Source organism: Nitrospirota bacterium (genome assembly GCA_037386965.1).
In the GTDB taxonomy this organism is placed as follows: domain Bacteria; phylum Nitrospirota; class Thermodesulfovibrionia; order Thermodesulfovibrionales; family JdFR-86; genus JARRLN01.
The window spans coordinates 1-17577 of record JARRLN010000054.1 but is presented as its reverse complement, the minus strand read 5'-3'; the positions used below and the strand labels follow the sequence as shown (position 1 = coordinate 17577).

14 protein-coding genes are annotated in these 17577 nt (G+C 61.5%); 10 read left to right on the top strand and 4 right to left on the bottom strand.

The genetic code is table 11. The features are described 5' to 3' along the window. Positions 1-653: BadF/BadG/BcrA/BcrD ATPase family protein (locus P8Y39_08830; protein MEJ2192435.1), on the bottom strand; the 653-nt coding region annotated here is incomplete at its 3' end. 105 nt (positions 654-758) lie between these two features. On the opposite strand from P8Y39_08830, the gene P8Y39_08825 reads away from it, so the two are divergent. From P8Y39_08825 to P8Y39_08810, 4 genes are read left to right on the top strand one after another with little or no spacing between them, the layout of a single operon-like run. Continuing rightward, positions 759-2459 (top strand): sugar phosphate isomerase/epimerase, encoded by a 1701-nt coding sequence (locus tag P8Y39_08825; protein MEJ2192434.1) that lies wholly within the window; start codon positions 759-761, stop codon positions 2457-2459. Next, on the top strand, positions 2425-3933 hold the full coding sequence (locus P8Y39_08820; protein MEJ2192433.1) for a PEP/pyruvate-binding domain-containing protein: 1509 nt from the start codon (positions 2425-2427) through the stop codon (positions 3931-3933). The genes P8Y39_08825 and P8Y39_08820 overlap by 35 nt, the downstream gene beginning before the upstream one ends. Further along, positions 3930-5018: a hypothetical protein gene (locus P8Y39_08815; protein ID MEJ2192432.1), complete on the top strand. Its 1089-nt coding sequence runs from the start codon at positions 3930-3932 to the stop codon at positions 5016-5018. The genes P8Y39_08820 and P8Y39_08815 overlap by 4 nt, the downstream gene beginning before the upstream one ends. A gap of 1 nt (position 5019) precedes the next feature. Further along, a complete protein-coding gene (locus tag P8Y39_08810) occupies positions 5020-6339 on the top strand; it encodes an alpha-amylase family glycosyl hydrolase (GenBank protein ID MEJ2192431.1) in 1320 nt (439 codons plus the stop codon). 10 nt (positions 6340-6349) lie between these two features. On the opposite strand, the gene P8Y39_08805 is transcribed toward P8Y39_08810, so the two are convergent. Both P8Y39_08805 and P8Y39_08800 read right to left on the bottom strand, forming a co-directional pair. Further along, entirely contained in the window at positions 6350-7822 is a 1473-nt protein-coding gene (locus P8Y39_08805; protein ID MEJ2192430.1) for a glycogen synthase, read from the bottom strand. 100 nt (positions 7823-7922) lie between these two features. Beyond that, positions 7923-8522 carry a hypothetical protein gene (locus tag P8Y39_08800; GenBank protein ID MEJ2192429.1) on the bottom strand — a complete coding sequence of 200 codons (600 nt, stop codon included), beginning with the start codon at positions 8520-8522 and terminating at the stop codon, positions 7923-7925. A 169-nt stretch (positions 8523-8691) separates the two neighbouring features. Between P8Y39_08800 and P8Y39_08795 the strand changes: the two genes are divergently transcribed. The 6 genes from P8Y39_08795 (at position 8692) to P8Y39_08770 (ending at position 16352) form a co-directional block, all read left to right on the top strand. After that, on the top strand, positions 8692-8946 hold the full coding sequence (locus P8Y39_08795) for a hypothetical protein (GenBank protein ID MEJ2192428.1): 255 nt from the start codon (positions 8692-8694) through the stop codon (positions 8944-8946). A 206-nt stretch (positions 8947-9152) separates the two neighbouring features. Then, positions 9153-10790, top strand: coding sequence for a DUF202 domain-containing protein (locus P8Y39_08790; protein ID MEJ2192427.1), 1638 nt, complete (start codon positions 9153-9155; stop codon positions 10788-10790). Further along, the gene (locus tag P8Y39_08785; GenBank protein ID MEJ2192426.1) at positions 10777-11976 is read left to right on the top strand and encodes a type II secretion protein; all 1200 of its coding nucleotides are present in this window, start codon (positions 10777-10779) and stop codon (positions 11974-11976) included. The genes P8Y39_08790 and P8Y39_08785 overlap by 14 nt, the downstream gene beginning before the upstream one ends. A 15-nt stretch (positions 11977-11991) precedes the next feature. Continuing rightward, entirely contained in the window at positions 11992-13395 is a 1404-nt protein-coding gene (locus P8Y39_08780; GenBank protein ID MEJ2192425.1) for an ATP-binding protein, read from the top strand. Positions 13396-13397: 2 nt separating this feature from the next. Further along, positions 13398-13760: a response regulator gene (locus tag P8Y39_08775; GenBank protein MEJ2192424.1), complete on the top strand. Its 363-nt coding sequence runs from the start codon at positions 13398-13400 to the stop codon at positions 13758-13760. Positions 13761-13778: 18 nt separating this feature from the next. After that, positions 13779-16352 (top strand): PEP/pyruvate-binding domain-containing protein, encoded by a 2574-nt coding sequence (locus P8Y39_08770; GenBank protein MEJ2192423.1) that lies wholly within the window; start codon positions 13779-13781, stop codon positions 16350-16352. A gap of 77 nt (positions 16353-16429) precedes the next feature. On the opposite strand, the gene P8Y39_08765 is transcribed toward P8Y39_08770, so the two are convergent. Further along, the coding region (locus P8Y39_08765) for a glycosyltransferase (GenBank protein MEJ2192422.1) at positions 16430-17577 on the bottom strand (1148 nt) is incomplete at its 5' end.

The following is a 17577-nucleotide window of genomic DNA, read 5'->3' as shown; positions in this document are numbered from 1 at the left end:
TTCGAATCCTGCCCGCCGATCTCGATGATGGTGTCCACATCCGGATCAATCTCACAGGCGGCTCTGGCGTGGGCCGTGATCTCATCGATGATCCGATCCGCCCCCATGATTTTACCGGCGAATTTCCGTCCCGAGCCGGTGGTTGCGGCGCCCTTGATGCACAGTTTCATGCTTTTCTTTTCACTCAGGTCATTGATGGCTGACAATACGTTCTGAACCGCGGCCACCGGCCTTCCGGCGGTGCTTGTGTAGAAGCCGGCCATGATCCGGCCGTCCGCATTCAGCAACACCGCCTTGGTACTTGTGGATCCGATATCCATCCCCAGGAACACCTCCCAGCCATTGGGAGGGATCAGGGGGTCATAGATATCCACTTCCACCGGATAGGACCCGCCGGCATCCGCAGACACATAGTCATACGCTTCATCCCCGCCGAAATCCGGATAATTGGAAAGGGTCAAGGTGAGCGGGGCATGACCGTATTTTTTCTGAACGGTTCCGGGCCGCAGCATATCGGTCACCGACCTGAAACCCACGGTGTCGTTTTCGCGCCATTCGTCAAACAGGAGAAATGCGGCGCCCAGGGCCCCGTAAACCCCCGTTGGGTCCACGATGATCTCCTTTTGGATAATGGACGTGATATGCTGCACCACCGCCCGGCTCCGGGAGACGCCGCCCGTGAAAATAATGGGGGAGAACGGGTCCCACTGGATGAAGAAACGAGGGGCTGGATACGCCGGGAGGCCAGCAGACGGAAGATGGCCCTCTCCGTGCACGTCCCGTGGCCGGCAAGCCCCCTTGGCGCCGAAGGAGACGAGAGGATGCGGAAGGCCATGGGCCTCGCCCGGAGCCTGGGCGCCGGCCTGGTGGTCGTCCATTTCTCGGGGGAAAGGGGCGTGAGCTACTACCGGGAGGCGATCACCCCGGTCCTCGATGAGGCGGCGCGGTCGGGGCTCCGTGTGGCCATCGAGAATACCGTGGAGACGGGGCCGGATGAGATAAACCGGCTTTTCGGCCTCCTGCGAGGTGACAAAAACAGCGGTGCCGCGGGGCTTTGCCTCGATGTGGGCCACGCCAACCTCTATCCGGCCACGCGGAACGATTACCTGAGGTTCGTCGATGCCCTGGACGAACGGGTTCCCATCATCCATGTACACCTGCATGAGAACTACGGAGACGCGGACAGCCACCTTCCGGTCTTCTCCGGGCCTGCCGGCGCGGACCCGAAGGGGCTGGAAGGGCTTTTCAAGCGCCTTCGCGCCAGGGGCTTCGACGGGGCTGTCATCTTCGAGCAGTGGCCCGAGCCGCCCGAGCTTTTGCTTCAGGCGCGGGAGCGGCTCCTGGACATGATAAAGACCCTGCCCAAAGAGAAAAAGCCCGTCAGGAGGGAGAGGACCGGGTGGGCCAGGGCTGCACGCCCTCCGGAGGACGCTGCGGAGGCCATCGCCCGGGCCGACGGGGAGAACCGGAGCTGGCGGGAGAAGCTGGAGTGGGTGCGGGATTTCCTCTCGAAGGAGCCGCGGCCTTCCCTGGATGAGCTTATCTACGCGGCCATCTATCTCAGGTTCCTGGGGACCGGCCAGGTCCGTGCGGAGGAATCCGGCGGCCATTACCGGCCCGTGCACCATGCCCGGGCCGCCAGGGACATCGACGGGCGCCTCAGTGAGGTGGCAGGCGAGGAGGAGGCCCTTGTCGCCAGAAAAATCCTCCCTTGGCTTCCCTCTTACGACAGGGCCTTCATGAGGGCCGAGCCCCTGACCCGCATCCGCGATATCGCCCACCGGGGCGACATCCCCAAGGAGCTCAAGAGGGAGATAAAGACGGCGCTTCAGAACAAGCTGCACCGGAGCGCCGGTCCCGAGGACCTGAGGACCTCGGAGAGGATCCTCAAGCGCATAACCGCCCCGGGGGCCGGCTACTCCAGGGATTTTGTAAGGGAGTTTCAGATATTTCACGAAGAGTTAAAGGAGTTTTTCAGCGCCACCAGCCTCGAAGAGAGGCTTAGGGCCTTGCTGGAGAAAGGCACCGAAAGCGCAAGCCATATAAAGAGGTTTCTCCGGGCCAGGAAGCAGCGGGAACGGAGTCTCGAGGGGAACGTCAAGCTCGTCGGCCTTCTTACGGACCTGAGGGGGCGCCTCCTTGAAGAGGCCCGGAGGAAGGACCAGCGCTTACAGCTCCTCAGGCTCTCGGAGATTGCCCTGGAGGACCATGCCTTTGTTCTTGAAAGCGAGATGGTCAACCGGCTCGATTCCATGCCTGCCGATAATTTCCCGTGGCGGACGGCGCTGGACGCTCTTGTTCTCGGCGTTTCCAATGTCGGGCTGAGCGGCATTTCCTCCCGTGAGTGCGAGGCTGTCCAAAACGAGCTTCAGAGCCTGTCCCGGGGTTTTGCCGCCGAGGGTCCTGGCGCTTTTCCCCGGGAGGGTGGAGCGCCTGGGGCGTCTGCTCGGCGTGGATGAGCACGCAATCCGTACGTTCACGGAAGGGGACATACGGGGAAACGTGGTCTTTCAACTCTCCAGGCTGTGTTCCACTTTGCTCAAGAACGTGCGTTTCATGGGCCGCCTTCCCCTCTGGGACGTGCTGGTGCCGGGGCGGGCCAGGGGCCGCCTGGTCGTCCTGAAAGAGATGGCCCAGGCCGAGGGCCAGGAGCCGGGCGCCCTGATAGCGGTCCTCGAGAGGGCGGAGGGAGACGAGGAAATCCCCGCTCGCCTCTCCGGCCTTGTCCTGGGCCATGAGCTTCCCCATCTCTCCCATCTGGGGGTGCGGGCCCGGCAAAAGGGCGTCGTCTTTGCCGCGTGCGGCGACAGGGCCGCCTTCGCGGCCCTCAAGAGCCGCTCGGGGGAGACGGTGATGCTGGAGGCATCCCCCGAGGACGTCACCATCGAGCCCTCTACGGGCGGAGAAGCGGAGCCACGGATGCATGGGCCCGTCTCCGTGCCCGGGGTCGTCCTTTCCGTGGAAAGCCCCGTCATACCCCTTCAGGAGGTCGCGCCGGAGACGGGAGGCGCGAAGGCTTTCAACGCCCACCGCCTTTTGGAGCTGGCGGGCAAGGACGGCGCGCCGTTTCGCGCCCTGAAGGGCGCGGTCCTCCCCTTCGGCGTCATGGAGGAGGCGATAGCAGCGGCCGGGAAGGGGGCTCGGTACAGGGAAATCTCCCGCTCCGTCCCGGAGATGCCGGCGAAAGAAAGAGAACGCGCCCTGGGAGGGCTCCGGCATATCCTGGAAAACCTGGAGGTCCCCGCTGGCATCATCGAAAGGGCGGCCGGCCTTCTTCCCGGCACGGACCGTTTCATGGTCCGCTCAAGCGCCAGCACCGAGGACCTGGAAAACTTCGCCGCCGCGGGCCTTCACGACTCCGTGGGCAACGTGCCCCGGGAGGGGCTTCCCACCGCCATCCGGCAGGTGTGGGCATCGCTCTGGACCGGGCGGGCCGTTCTGGCCCGGAAGGATGCCCGTATTCCCTCGGACCGCGTCCACATGGCGGTCTTCATCCAGCCCATGCTCGTCCCGGACCTCTCCTTTATCATCAACACCGTAAACCCCATAAGCGGCAAAGCCTCTGAAATGTACGTCGAGCTTGTCCCGGGCCCGGGCGAGACGCTGGCATCGGCCCGGGTGGAGGGTTCCCCCTACAGGATGCTCTGCCTTCGCCGGTCCGGGGAGGTAAGGATGCTTTCCTTCGCCGACATGAGCCGCGCCCTTTTTGCCGCCGAGGGAGGACCGGGGCGGGGCGTGGTGGACTACTCCAGGGTTCCCCTGACCACCGACGGGGCGTATCGGAGCGCCCTTGGCCGCCGTCTCCTCCGGGGCGCGCTCCTCATGGAGAGGGCGTTCGGCAGGCCCCAGGACATCGAGGGCGCCGTGGTGGGCGACGACGTTTATTTTCTCCAGTCAAGGGCCCAGCAGGGGATAGGGGGCCTCGGGAGATGAAAAGCGGAGACGTCGTTTTCTCTCGCTGGCCGATACCCCGTGTGGCGGGACTCTTCGAGAAGAGGATAGAGGGCGATGACGCTCTCCTTGAGCTTGCCCGCCTCCGGTTTGAGCAGGCGGGCATGGGGGCCGAGTGCTACGGGGAGAGCCCCGAGCAGGTTCCCTGGCTGCTTTCCTTCGCCCCCTCATCGCCCGAGGGGACGTTTCTTCATCTTCCCCGGGATGCCGACATCCTGACGGAGAGCGGCAGAGCGAGGGTCATGGAATTTGCCGGGCGAGGGGCGGAGGGCCTGGGGGCCCTGGTCCTGCACGACCAGCCGGAGTGCGCCACCCAGGCGGCCCGGTACGTGGAGGCGGTCCGGGCCGTTTCACGGGAGCTTGAGGCGATGGATGCCGCAGTGCTCCTTTTCATAGAGTACGCCTCGGGACTTGAGCCGGAGGCATATCTTGAACTTTTCCATGGATTGCGGGATACTCCCTCTGTGAGCGCGTGCGTGGACATAGGGCACGTGGGCCTCCGGAAGGCCCGGGCGCAATACGGGAAGGGCCATCCGGGAGAGGACCTTTGCGGGCTCCGGCCGGACGACCCTCTGCTGATTGACGTGGTGGACGAGGTGGAAGAAGCCGTGCGCTCCGCCCTGCCCGTGGTCCTCTCCATGGTGCGTGCCCTGAGCGCTTACGGAAAACCCATACACTTTCACCTTCATGATGCACATCCGCTTTACGCCGAAAGCCCCTTCGGGGTCTCCGACCACCTGAGCTTTCTGGCCGCCGTTCCCATCCCTTTTGCTTACAAGGGGAGGCGCTCTCTCACGCCCATGTACGGGCCCTCCGGGCTTTCGGAGATTATACGGACGAGCCTCCGTGCCATGTGGCCCGAGGGGCTGTCCTTCACCCTCGAGATACACCCCTCGGGGGGACGGGTCCCCCTGGGCGACGCCCGCCCCCTTTTCGGCCACTGGAGAGACCTGACCAACGCCGAACGCATGAACCACTGGCTTGGGGTTCTTACGGAGAACGGAAACCTGCTTTCGTCTCTCATATGCCAGGCGCCCCTGTACAAGACGACTGCTCAAGGAGAGTGACATGAGGAAACCCGAGAAGATGTTCATCTACAACCTCTTCCCGCCCCTTGCAGGGAAATTCACCGGTTGGGGCCCCCATCTCGAGCGTGCCGCGGAGATGGGCTTCAACTGGATTTTCGTCAACACCATCCAGCAGCCGGGCATGTCGGGCAGCCTGTACTCCATCAAGGACTATTTCGGCATTAACGGGAAATTCGTCGACCCGTCGGACGAGCACTCCCCCGAAGAGCAGGTGCGGGCCGTGGTCCGGAAGGCGGAAGGCCTGGGGCTTAAGCTGATGGCGGACCTCGTCATCAACCACTGCGCCGTGGACTCTCCCCTTCTCAAGGAGCATCCGGAGTGGTTCGAGTGGCAGAAGAACGGGGAGGTCGTCCACCCCTCCGCGGACGAAAACGGCAGGACCGTGGTCTGGGGAGACCTGGCCAGGTTCGCCCACCGGAAGACGAAGGACAAGGAGGGCCTCTATCGGTTCTGCAAGAGCGTTGTGGAGTACCTGGTGGGCCTGGGTTTCCACGGCTTCCGGTGCGATGCCGCCTACCAGCTTCCGGGGAGCCTCTGGAAGAGGCTTATCAGGGAGACCAGGGAAAAGCATAACGGGGTGAGGTTCTTCGCCGAGACCCTGGGCTGCACCGCCGACCAGACCCGAAAGACGGCCGCCACCGGCTTCGACTACATCTTCAACAGCTCCCGCTGGTGGGACTTCAAGAGCGCGTGGCTCATCGAGCAGTATAACCTGACCCGTGGCATCGCCGCCTCCATCGGGTTTCCCGAAAGCCATGACACCGTCAGACTGGCCCGGGAGCTTGACGGCAACGTCGAGGCCATCAAGCAGCGATACCTTTTCTCCGCTCTCTTTTCGGCCGGCGTCATGGTCCTCATGGGCTTCGAGTTCGGCTTCCGGCGCAAGCCCCATGTCGTGGAGACGACGCCCGCGGACTGGGAGGAAACGGGCATCGACTTGCGGGAGTACATCAGGGATGTCAATCGCTTGAAGGAGAGCTACACGGTTTTCCAGGAGGAGTCCGTCACCGACTTTCTGCATGACGGAAACCCCGCGGTGCTCCTCATGTGGAAATGCTCCTGCGAGGCCATGGACGAGGCCCTGGTCATCCTGAACAAGGACGTGCACGGCAAGCAGCATTTCGAGGTGGAAAGCCTCCAGAAGTACATGCAGTCAAAGGCCCCCCTCACGGACGTCTCCGTGGAGCACCGCCTGGATTACATACCCTCGCCCTTCAGCTACGACCTTCGTCCCGGACAGGGCATCGTCCTCGTCACCAGGCGCGAGGAGCCGGCCCGAGAGGAGGAGGAAGGGGAGTAGGCGTCCCGGCCTATTTGTCCCGGATGTGCTCGTAGATGTTCAGGTAGTGCTCCCCGGGGTGCTTCCAGGAGAAGTCATACCGCATGCCGTTTTCCATGAGCTCGCGGAAGTGCCGGGGATAGGCGTACCACATCCCGATGGCCCGGTGCAGGGCGGATTCCAGGCCCTGGTAATTGGGGTCCCTGAAGGAGTAGCCGTTCCGCTCGTGGTAGGGCCTGCGGGCGTAGTCGGCGTCAAAGACCGTGTCGCTGAGCCCGCCCACCTCGCGCACGACGGGCACCGTGCCGTACTTCATGGCAATCATCTGGGTAAGGCCGCAGGGCTCGAAGAGGCTGGGGACCACCATCATGTCGGAGCCGGCGTAGACGAGATGCGCCAGCTCTTCGTTGTACCCGACCTCCAGGTGGCAGTCGGGGTTGTCGTTGAGGTAGCTCTTCAGGTGCCAGAAGTGGTCGTTGATGCCCCTGTCGGGGCTCGAGCCCAGAAGGACGAACTGGCAGCCGTGTGCCAGAGCGTAAAAGATGGCGTGCCGGATGAGGTGCACCCCCTTCTGATGGTCCAGCCGCCCCACGTAGGAGACGATAGGCTTGAACTCCTTTCTCAGCCAGAGCCTGTCTCGGAGGGCATCTTTGTTGGCGTACTTGCCCTCCAGGGTGGCGATACCGTAACGCTGGGGGATGTGGGGGTCTGTCTCGGGGTTCCAGACGTCGTAGTCGATTCCGTTCAGCACCCCCCCGAACTTGGCCGCGTGGACGTTGAGGGTGTGCCCCAGGCCGAAGCCCTGGTCGGTATGAAGAATCTCCCAGGCATAGTGGGGGGAGACGGTGGTGACGAAGTTCGCATAGACGACGCCCCCCTTCATCATGTTCACGGCGGAGGGGTTGAAGTTGTCCCTGACGCGCGTTTCGTTCATGTAATACCCCATGTCGTGCAGTCCCGTCTCGTGCAGGACGTGCGGGCCGGTGACCCCCTGGTGCATGAGGTTGTGCAGCGTGTAGCAGACGCGGGGATGGGTCATGCCGAGCCATTTGTAGACGTCAAAAAGCAGCACGGGCACCAGCCCGGTCTGCCAGTCGTGGCAGTGGATGACCTCGGGGTGCTTGCCCGCCTTGAACATGAACTCGAGGGCCGCCCGCGAGAAGAAGGCGAACCTCTCCGGGTCGTCATGATGGCCGTAGAAGACCCCCCTGTTGAAGAAGTCCCGGCTTGAGTGGGCGTCTATGAAGAAGCACTTCCTCCCGTGGACGAAACCGAAGAAGACGGTGCAGTGCACCCAGTAGTCGTAGCAGGGGACCCAGAGGTCGTTGTAGACGGGTTGCAGGGCGTAAATCTGGTCGTACCGCATGCAGTTGTACTTGGGCAGGATGATCTCCACGGAATGCCCCCTCATTTCCAGCTCCCTGCTCAGCCCGTAGACGACGTCGGCAAGCCCACCGACCTTGGCAACCGGAGCGCACTCCGGGGCGACCATGACGATGTACATGCGAAAGGTTCCTTTCAAAAAATTTTACATGGATTATATCAGGAGAAAGGACCCTTTACTACAGGGAAAAGGGCTTTTACAAGGGGCCAGAGGGATGGAGTCAGACGACGGCTTCAAGCCAGGCGAAGATGATGTTCTCCAAGAAGAACGTGATTGCGGCCAGAATCCAGAGCGTCTTTTCTATCTTCTGGGGGCGCACCCGGAGTCCCCCCATGATGGCGGCGAGCAAGGCGAACCACAGGACGGACGCCCATTTCATGTTCCAGGGCGAGACCCAGAGCACCAGAAAGGAGATATAAAAGCCCAGCCCGAGAAAAGGCCCCCACATGCGGGTCTGCCGAAAATCCTGTTTCTTTCTCATCCGGTGAACCCTCAGGGCCCCGATGATATATACCTGCCACCATGCCCCGAGGAACATGAACATGACCCCGTAGCGGTCGAAACGGGCCAGGGTGTCTTCCATGATGTTGAAGGGGTGCGTTTCCACGGCCCAGATGGTGAAGATGAAGAGGGCGGGGATAAGGGAAATGAAGATAAAGCCGAAAAAATCCAGAAAATACGAGCCTAAATGCGCTTCTGCCTTATAAGCACGCTCGTCCCTCCCGGTGGCGAAAAATTCAAGCCCCAGGACAACAGGCACGACGAGATACAGGAATTCCTGATACCTGTAGGCCTCGATATCCCCTTTACCTCCCCGCACTTATAATTCCATAAAAACCTTTGATAGTCAAGGAACGCCCGGGGAGCGGCACGGCAGAGGGGTTTCCATTGCCGCGCGTATGGGGGAAGGGCTGCCGAAAGTACTCATAGCTCCCCCCCGTTGCCTTGACACCAGGGGTCGAAAAACGTAATATCAGAGGGGCTTGGCGATGAAATACATCCTTCTGAAAGACCTCGAAGGGGACCTCGAGGAGCTGGATGACGCCGTTTACGCCATCCGGACGAGAAGCACCGGGCAGGAGCAAGAAGACGCCCAGCCGACCCGGGAACTGTTCTCGGAGGCGGATATCTTCCGCATCAGGAAGAACGCCCCGGAGCGGGCGGATGCCATCGCCTTTACGGACGACTGGGTCTACTGGAACTCCGTGAGCAAAGACGTCATCTCCTACGTCTTCCGTGACTGACCGCCCTGCGATTCCCTCTCTCAGAGAACAGCGCGATATGTCCTCTCCCCCGGTCGGAAGTGCGCCGCGAGCAGGGGGCGAATATCTCTGGAAGTCCCGAGACCGGAAGGCAGCCTTTTCAAAATGAAACGGCATAAACTACTTTTTGCAAAAAATACAAAGAGTTATCTAAAATAGAGGAAGAAACGCGCACGGAGAGAAATCGGATGTCATCTGAAGTGTATGAGCGTCTGGTCAGGCGCGGGCTTCTGGACCGCGCGGGCCTTCACGGCATTGCCAGGGAAGCGAGGACTTCGGGCAAGCGCACCGGGGATGTGCTGATTGAACGGGGCGTGCCCAAGTACGAGGTCCTCTTGTGCCTGAGCCACTATTATGACCTCCCGTTTGTGGAATATGAAGAGGACATCCTCGTTTCCTTCAAGGTACTGGAGCTCGTCGACGCCGAGAGGCTGAAGTCGGCGCTGTGGTTCCCGGTCTCGGTGTTCGAGGGCAAAGCCGAGGTCATCGCGTGCAACCCCCGGGACCCCGCCGTTGTTGAGGACATAAAGAGGACCCTGGGCGTGCACGATGTCCAGTTCACGGTGGCCTTGCCCGAGGACCTCATCAGGATAATCGAAAACAACCAGGACCTGAACCCGGACTTCCCGCCCTCGGCCGGCAGGACGCCGCTGGCCCTGGTCAGGACGTTTCTCGCCGACAGGCGCACCTCGCTGTCGAGGCAAAGGACGGCGCTTGCCAAGGGAAGGACGGGACTTTCGTTTCTGCGGACCGGCATCGCGTTCGTAACAATCTCCATCGCCCTTTACAGGTTCTTCGGGGAAAGCTACATATTGCTGCTGGCGCTTCCCCTGCTGACGGCGGGGGTCGCTGCAGTCTTTGACGGGTTCAAGTGGTATTTTTCCGCGCGGCCCATCGCCTTACAGAAGCTCGATTATGCGCAGACCGGACCCACCGAGGGGTTCACCGTGCTGGAGGTATCCAACCCCGGCAACGCGCCCGAGTTTGCCAGAAGCCGCGTCGTGGGGGGAGCGGAGCAGCTGCGCGAGGACTGGGCGGACCTGTCTCCGGTGGAGAGGAGGAGGTTTTTGGCAAACGACAGGACCGAGATGGCCGAGGAGAGGACCGCTCTTGCGTCCATGAGGACCACGATGGCAAAAGCCCGCACCGGGCTGGCTTTCACGCGCACGGGCATAGCCTTTGCGGGGCTCGGCATCGGGCTGCTGAGGCATTTCCCTGCAAGCCCCTGGACGGTCTTCGACGCCGCCCTGATAGCCTTCGGCGCCATAGCCGCCGTGGAGAGCTTTCACTGGTACCTGCCGGGGCGCAGTGCGGCAAACGAAGGGCTCAGGGCGGTGAGAAACGCCCTGGCCCGGGAGAGCATCTGGGACTTCGCCTTCCCGCGCTTTTACAGGTCACGGGACGCCTACGCCGGCTTGGGCGCGGTGAAGGCCTGCCAGTCGCCCTCCATATGGGGCACGTCGGGACTGGCCCTGGAACGCACCGTGCTCGCGGAACGGAGGAACCTGATGGCCCGGTTGAGGACGATCATGGCGAGGTCCAGGACTGCAATGGCGTTCATACGAACAGGCCTGAGCATGTCGGCCGTGGGCATTGGGCTGTTGATATTCTTCGGCGTGGGCAGCCTCCCCTGGACGGCCTTCGACGCCGTGCTGATACTGACGGGCCTCATCCTCGTGGTAAACGGCCTCGTCTGGTATTTCCCCGCCGAGAAGGTGAAGAGGCAGCTCCCATACTGTTTCGGAGACCTGGAGATGAGCATTCCGGACTACGGCACCTCTCCGCGGTGCTGGGGGAAGGTGGTTTTCAGCCATGATGACATCTGACAGAAGCCTCCGGACATACGGCCCTCTTTTGCGGAAGGGCGTTCTGACCGAAGGGGAGCTCGTGTGCGCCCTCGATTCGGCGATGGCCCGCGGCCTGGAGCCCGAAAGGGTCCTTATCCGCGAGTACGGCGTCCCGCGCCGCACGCTCCTCGAGGCCCTCTCGGAGTATTTTCGCCGTCCCGGCGTCGAGTACGACGAGCGCCTCCCCGTGCCGGTGGAGCTGCTTGAGAGGCTGGACCCGGAGATGCTCTCCCTGAGCCGGTGGTTCCCGGTCACCATGGAGGGAGACACGGTGGTCATCGCCGCGTGCGACCCGCAGGACCCCGAGGTCAGGGAACAGGCCGAGAGGTTCTTCGAGGGAAGGGACATGGAATTCAGGGTCGCCCTGGAGGAGGACATCCAGTGGTTCATACAGGATTTCCTGAACGCGCGGCCGGGCCTGATCATAGGCACCGAAAGAACAGGACTCGCCTTCTGGCGAAACAACATGGCCCAGTGGAGGACGAGGCTTGCCTGCTACCGCACCGACCTTGCGACGGCCAGGACGGCGCTGGCCATCTTCCGCTGGGGCCTCGGCCTCATCGGCCTTTCCACCGCCCTGATACTGCTGGCCGAGAAAATCCCCCTTGCGGCTTCCGTCCACTGGGCGATGATGGCCGGCGGCGTGGTGCTTTCGGCCCTGGGGCTCGCGCGGTATCTGAAGGTGCGCAGATCGAGGATGAGCCCGCCCGAGCATCAGACGCTGATGGAGGTAACGGCGGCCACCGTGCAGTTCGCCGAGAACTACCACGTCGAGGGGGCGGCCGCTCCCGGCGAGATAAAAAAGACCATGCTCTCCCGCCTGCAGGACTTCATACCCCCCTACTGCACGTTCATATATCCGGTCCCCGCCAGCAGGGTGCGAACACAGCTGGCGCGGGAGCGCAACATGCTGGCGGCCCAGAGGACGGTGGCGGCCTGCTACAGGACCGTCTACGCACGGGCGAGGACGGGCCTCGCCTTCATCCGCAGCGGCGTGGCGTTCTTTTCGGTCGGAATGGGCCTCATGAAGTATTTCGGGTACAGGCCCCTGTCCTGGCTCAACCTGATACTGGCCGTCTCGGGGCTTCTGATGACCGTGGACGGCCTGATGTGGTATCTTCCGGCGCGGAAGGAGCAGGCCGACATAACAAGGGGCGGCCAGTAGCGCGAGGCCTGACGGATGAAGATAAAACGCAAGATAATATTCTCCAACGTCTTCAACATCGCGCTCATCGCCCTCATAGGGGCTCTCGCGGTCCAGTACCTCAATACCGTGAACACGAAGCTGCGGTTCGTCGAGATAGCCGACGACCTGAACGTCTCGTTCCTGGAGATGAGGCTTTCGGAAAAGAACTATTTCCTCTACGAGGACCCGAACGCCCTCGCCGACCTGGAAAGCAACATAATGGAGACGATGAAGGCCCTGCGGTCCGTGAAAGGCGACATAGTCCGCGCCATCGGGGAAAGCCAGTTCGACGAGCTCCGAGGGCACCTCGTAAACTACGCGCGCGAGGTCGAGAGAGTCAAGGGGTTCGCGTCGACGAGCGACGCGAGCGCCAAGGCCGTACGGGCCAAAGGCCACGAGCTTGAGGCCTTCGCTGACAGGATAACGCACCTGGAGAGGGGACACATCAACGAGATAATCCTCAAGTCAAAGAGGATACTCTATTACCTCTTTCTCGGCATCCTTCTTTCGGCCCTCGTGGTGAGCCGCTCGGTGTCCAGGAAAATCCTGGAGCCCATACGGGAGATCGAGGCCCTGACGAAATCCATCTCGGCCGGTACGTTCACGAAAATCGACATGGTCCCGCCGAAGGACGAGCTCGGTTCCGTCATAGGCGCCATCAACACCATGTCGGAGAAGCTCAAGACGCGCGAGGAGGAGATAATACAGTCGAAGAAACTGGCTTCCATGGGCATCCTGGTCGCGGGAGTGGCTCACGAGCTGAACAACCCCCTGAACAACATCTCGATGATAGCGCAGGCATATTCCGAGGTTTACAAGAATCTGAGCGACGAGGAGAGAATGGAGCTCATGGGGCGCGTGGAGGCCGAGACCGAAAGGATACGGGACATCGTGAGGAACCTGCTCGATTTCTCCAAGCCCAAGGCGCCCAACCTGAAGAAATCCGGGATAAACGACGTCCTGAGGCATACGCTCAAGCTCGTCCAGAACATGCTGGACATTTCGAATATAAATACGAGGATCGTATACGGGAAGCGTCTTCCCGAGGTCTGCGTCGATGAGGACCAGATACAGCAGGTCCTGGTAAATCTGATAATAAACGCCATACAGTCCATGTCCTCGGGCGGCGACCTGTCCATCACGACGAGGCAGGGCGAGGCCGGCAGGACCGTGGAAATCGAGATAAGGGACACCGGCAAGGGCGTACCGCCCGAATTTCTCTCCCACATATTCGACCCTTTCTTCACCACGAAGGAGCAGGGCGGCACGGGGCTGGGTCTGTGGGTGAGCTACGGGATAATCAAGAACCACAACGGCAACATAAAGGTCGAGAGCACCGTCGGACAGGGCACCGTGTTCACCGTCGAACTGCCGATTTATGAGAACGAAGGAGTGTGACGATGAGTTACAGAATCATGATTATCGACGACGAGAAGATAGTCGGGGACATGGCGAAACTCTCCCTTGAGCAGGAGGGCTACGAGGTGGAGACCTTCCTCAGCGGTGCGCCGGCCCTCCAGAGGCTCAGGGAGCAGAAGTTCGACGTGGTGGTCACGGACCTCAAGATGAAGGGCATAGACGGGCTGGAGGTGCTCAGGACCGTCAAGGAGCTCAGCCCGGAGACGAAGGTCATAATGATTACGGCCTTCGCCAACCTGAACGTCGCCATAGAGGCTATCAAGGCGGACGTGAACGATTTCTTCCCGAAGCCCGTGAAAATCAAGGAGCTGAAGGAGTCCATAAAGAAGGCCCTTCAGAAGTAGGCCCCAGAGGCTGCGCGTATGGGAACTTTCTCCGAAATGGTCAGGTCGATATTCCGGAAGCTCGAAGGTCGCCCGGGGGGCTTCGCGAAACGGCTCGACCTGAAAGAGGCCTTCAGGCTTTACAAGGAGGTGCTCGAAAGCAACAACCGCGCCCTCATGGTCATAACCGACATGGGGGAAAAGCTGGGCGGCGATTTCATTTTCGACATAAATTATGTCAGGAAGGCGTATGCGGACCTGTCGGCCGATATCCGTGGTTCGATCGAGCGCTTCGACCTGCTGACGGGGGGCAGACATGACGCCGCGGGCGCCTTCAACCGCGTCGATTCCCTTATCAGGGCGATGGTTTACGGGACGGCCCCCGCCTCGGGAAAGCTGGTCGTCTTCTACGACGACATCTCGTGGGACATGGTCCGCGATGTCGGGGGCAAGAACTACCACCTTTCGGAACTCCGGAACATGCTCGGGCTGAAGGTGCCGGAGGCCTTCGCCCTGACGGGCGCGGCCTACGACGCCTACATGGAGCACAACGGCATCCGGCAGATGCTGACCGCCGGCGACGCTGCGGATACGGAGGGCGGGCTCGAAACAATAAGAGAGGCGGTGGCCGCCGGGGAGTTTCCGCCCGGGCTCGACAGGGCGATAGGGGAGGCCGTTGCGACGGTCGCCCGGCGCGCGGGCGGCGGGGGCAGCCTCGCGGTGAGGAGCAGCGCGGAGGAGGAGGACGGAGACCTTTCCTTTGCGGGACAGTTCATGACGGTCCTCAATGTGCCTCTGGAGAAGGAGGCCGTCAAGGAAGCGTACAGAAAAGTCGTCGCAAGTCTGTTTGCACCGGGTGCGCTGCAATATCAAAAGCAGCACGGCTACGCCGCCGGGAGCCTCAGGATGCCGGTGGGCTGCGTTCTGATGGTCGACGCCCGGTCAAGCGGCGTCCTTTATACGGCGGACCCCGTGGGCGGCCGCGAGGAGAGCCTCCTCATTAACGCCGCCTGGGGGTTGGGCAGCACCGTCGTGGACGGGAGGACGGACGCCGACCTTTTCATCGTGGGCAAGAAACCGGCGCTGCACCTGGAGGAAGCCAGGATAGGGGAAAAGCAACTCATGGCGGTGGCGGCGGAGGGAGGCGGGACCAAGGAGGTCGAAACCCCGCCGGAGATGCGCTCAAAGCCCAGCCTCAGCGAGGAAGACGCCCTTGAGCTCGCCTCCATCGCCTTGGAGATAGAGCGCTACTATAAGAGGCCCCAGGACGTGGAATGGGCAAGAGGCGCCGATGGCGGCATGAGCATCCTTCAGTCCAGACCGCTCGTGGCGGCGGCAGCCCCCGCGGGCCCTGCCCCGGGCCGGGACGAGCTCAAGGAGGCTCTTGCCAGGTATCCCGTCCTGATGTCCAATCGGGGCCGGGTGGTCCAGAAAGGTGTGGCCGGCGGCAAGGTGTTCGTCGTGAAAAACGCCGCCGACCTGGACCATTTTCCGAGAGGGGCGGTCCTGGTCGCAAAACACGATTCTCCCCAGTACGTCCGCGTCATGCCCTACGCGGCCGCCATCATAACCGACACCGGAGCGCCTACAAGCCACATGGCCTCGATTTGCAGAGAGTTCAGAGTGCCGGCCGTCGTAAACGCCGGGGTTGCAACGCAGAGCCTCGCGCACGGGCAGGAAATCACCCTGAGCGCGGAGGAGGACGGCAGCGCGACGGTCTATGCGGGGCTTGCCGAAGAATTGCTCCAGGTACAGGCCGCGAATTCGAGGAGCATGGAGGACCTCTATGAGTTCAGGCGCAAGAGATACCTGATGCGATACATTTCCCCGCTGAACCTGATCAACCCCCTAGTGGACGAGTTCACCGCCGAGAAGTGCAGGACCATGCATGACATCCTGAGGTTCATACACGAAAAAGCCGTGCAGGCCCTGGTGGACGCCTCCGTGCACGCCGAAGGGCATGCCGCCTTCAAGAGGCTCGACCTTCCCATTCCGGCCGGCATCCATGTAATCGATATCGGCGGGGGCCTCGTGGAGGGAAAGGGCGAGAAGGTATCCGTGGAGGAGGTTACGTCGCTGCCTCTCCGGGCTATCGTCAAGGGCATGATGCACCCCGGGGCCTGGCACACGGAGCCCGTCTCGCTGGGCATGAGGGACTTCCTCTCAAGCATGGTGCGCATGCAGGAACCGGCCCAGGAGCAGGCCGGCTTTGCCGGAAACAACATCGCCGTCGTCTCGAGGGAGTACATGAACCTTACCCTGCGGTTCGGCTATCATTTCAACCTGGTGGACTGTTTCTGCAGCGAGAGGGCGGGCAACAACCATGTATATTTCCGCTTTGTGGGCGGCGCCACCGACATCACCAAGCGGTCGCGGAGAATACGGCTCATAGAGGAGATACTCAGGGAATACGGTTTCATCTCGACGACAAAGGGCGACCTCATAATAGCGCGGCTCTCTCACGTCGGCAGGGACGAGATTCTGGATATCCTGGAGAAGTCCGGGAGGCTGATCGCCTTCACCAGGCAGCTCGATGCGGTGCTCGACAGCGACAGCGACGTGGAGAGGTTCAAGCGCAATTTTCTCGAGGACAAGTACGAGCTGGCAGACTAGAGCAGGTCCGGAAATCCATGTGTCGGGCCGATGACCCTTGGTTGAGGCCAATACAATACGTTTGCTCGAGAACAGGGCTATCTTCTAAAACGCTGCTCGATTATATCGGCGGCAGACTGGGCTGGGTGATAGGCACGGAGGACATCCCTGAGGCGTGACGCGTTTGCGGAATACGAAGGCTTTTCAATGACCGTTCGGATGGGCTCCAGAAGCTTTCCGGGATTTCTGAAAAATTCTTTCCACCCCAGGGCTTTGCCCACGCCGAGGGCTTCGACTCTCCGCATGTTGAACTTCTGGTCGGCTATGGTTGGTATGCCCACAACGGGCTTTCCATGCTGGAGGGCTTGATAAACGGTTCCGTTTCCCCCGTGGCAGACCACGAGGTCGCTGGCTTCCGTGGCCAGGTCCCCGTCGATATACTCCTCCACATAGATCTTCCCTTCAACGGACTTAATATCCGAGGCCTGGCCGCCCGTCGTGATTATCGCTCTCATATCCGACTTCTCAATGAGTTCATGGACGTGCCGGAACACGCCTCCGATGCCGGTGGTTCCCATGGTCATATAGATCAGGGGGCTGCCGTCGGTTTCGGGCGGCCACCATGGGGGCGGGTCCAGGGGGCTCCGCCACGTGAGCGGGCCGATGTAGAAGTAGTTCCCCGGCAGGTTCTTCGTCGGGAAGTACTCCGGGATGTCCGCCAGGAGGGTTAGGTCTTTGCCAGTGAGGCAGTTGGTAGCGGTAACGGTCTTCTTCAGGCCGTGTCGCCTGCTCAGTTTCTTAAAGATGCTCATGACGTTATCGAAGATACGCATCTCCAGTTTCAGGTTCAGCGAGTCGAGGCCTTTTCGGAAGGCTGTGTTTTCGCCAGTGAGGTTCGCGGGAATCCAGTCGAAAAAGGGGATGTAGGGAAGCGCCCGGTATTCCGTGGACGAAACGTTCACGATTGCCGCATGTCTGAGCCCCGCGATGTGCGTCGATATGGGCGCGCTGAAGCGTCCGTCGGTAAGAACAAGGTCGGGCTTCACTTGCTCGAAGAGGGCAAGGTCGGCCTCGACCATCCATTCCACCTCGGCGTCGCTAATGAATCTGAGCTTTCCCTTGCGGATATTGTCAAAAAGCGTTTTTGGGTCCGGCTCATGGAGGTGGAGGACGCGAAAACCTTGTTTTCGGATGAATTCCGTCTTGGGGCTCTCGCCGGCGAAGACGACATCATGTCCCCTCTCCC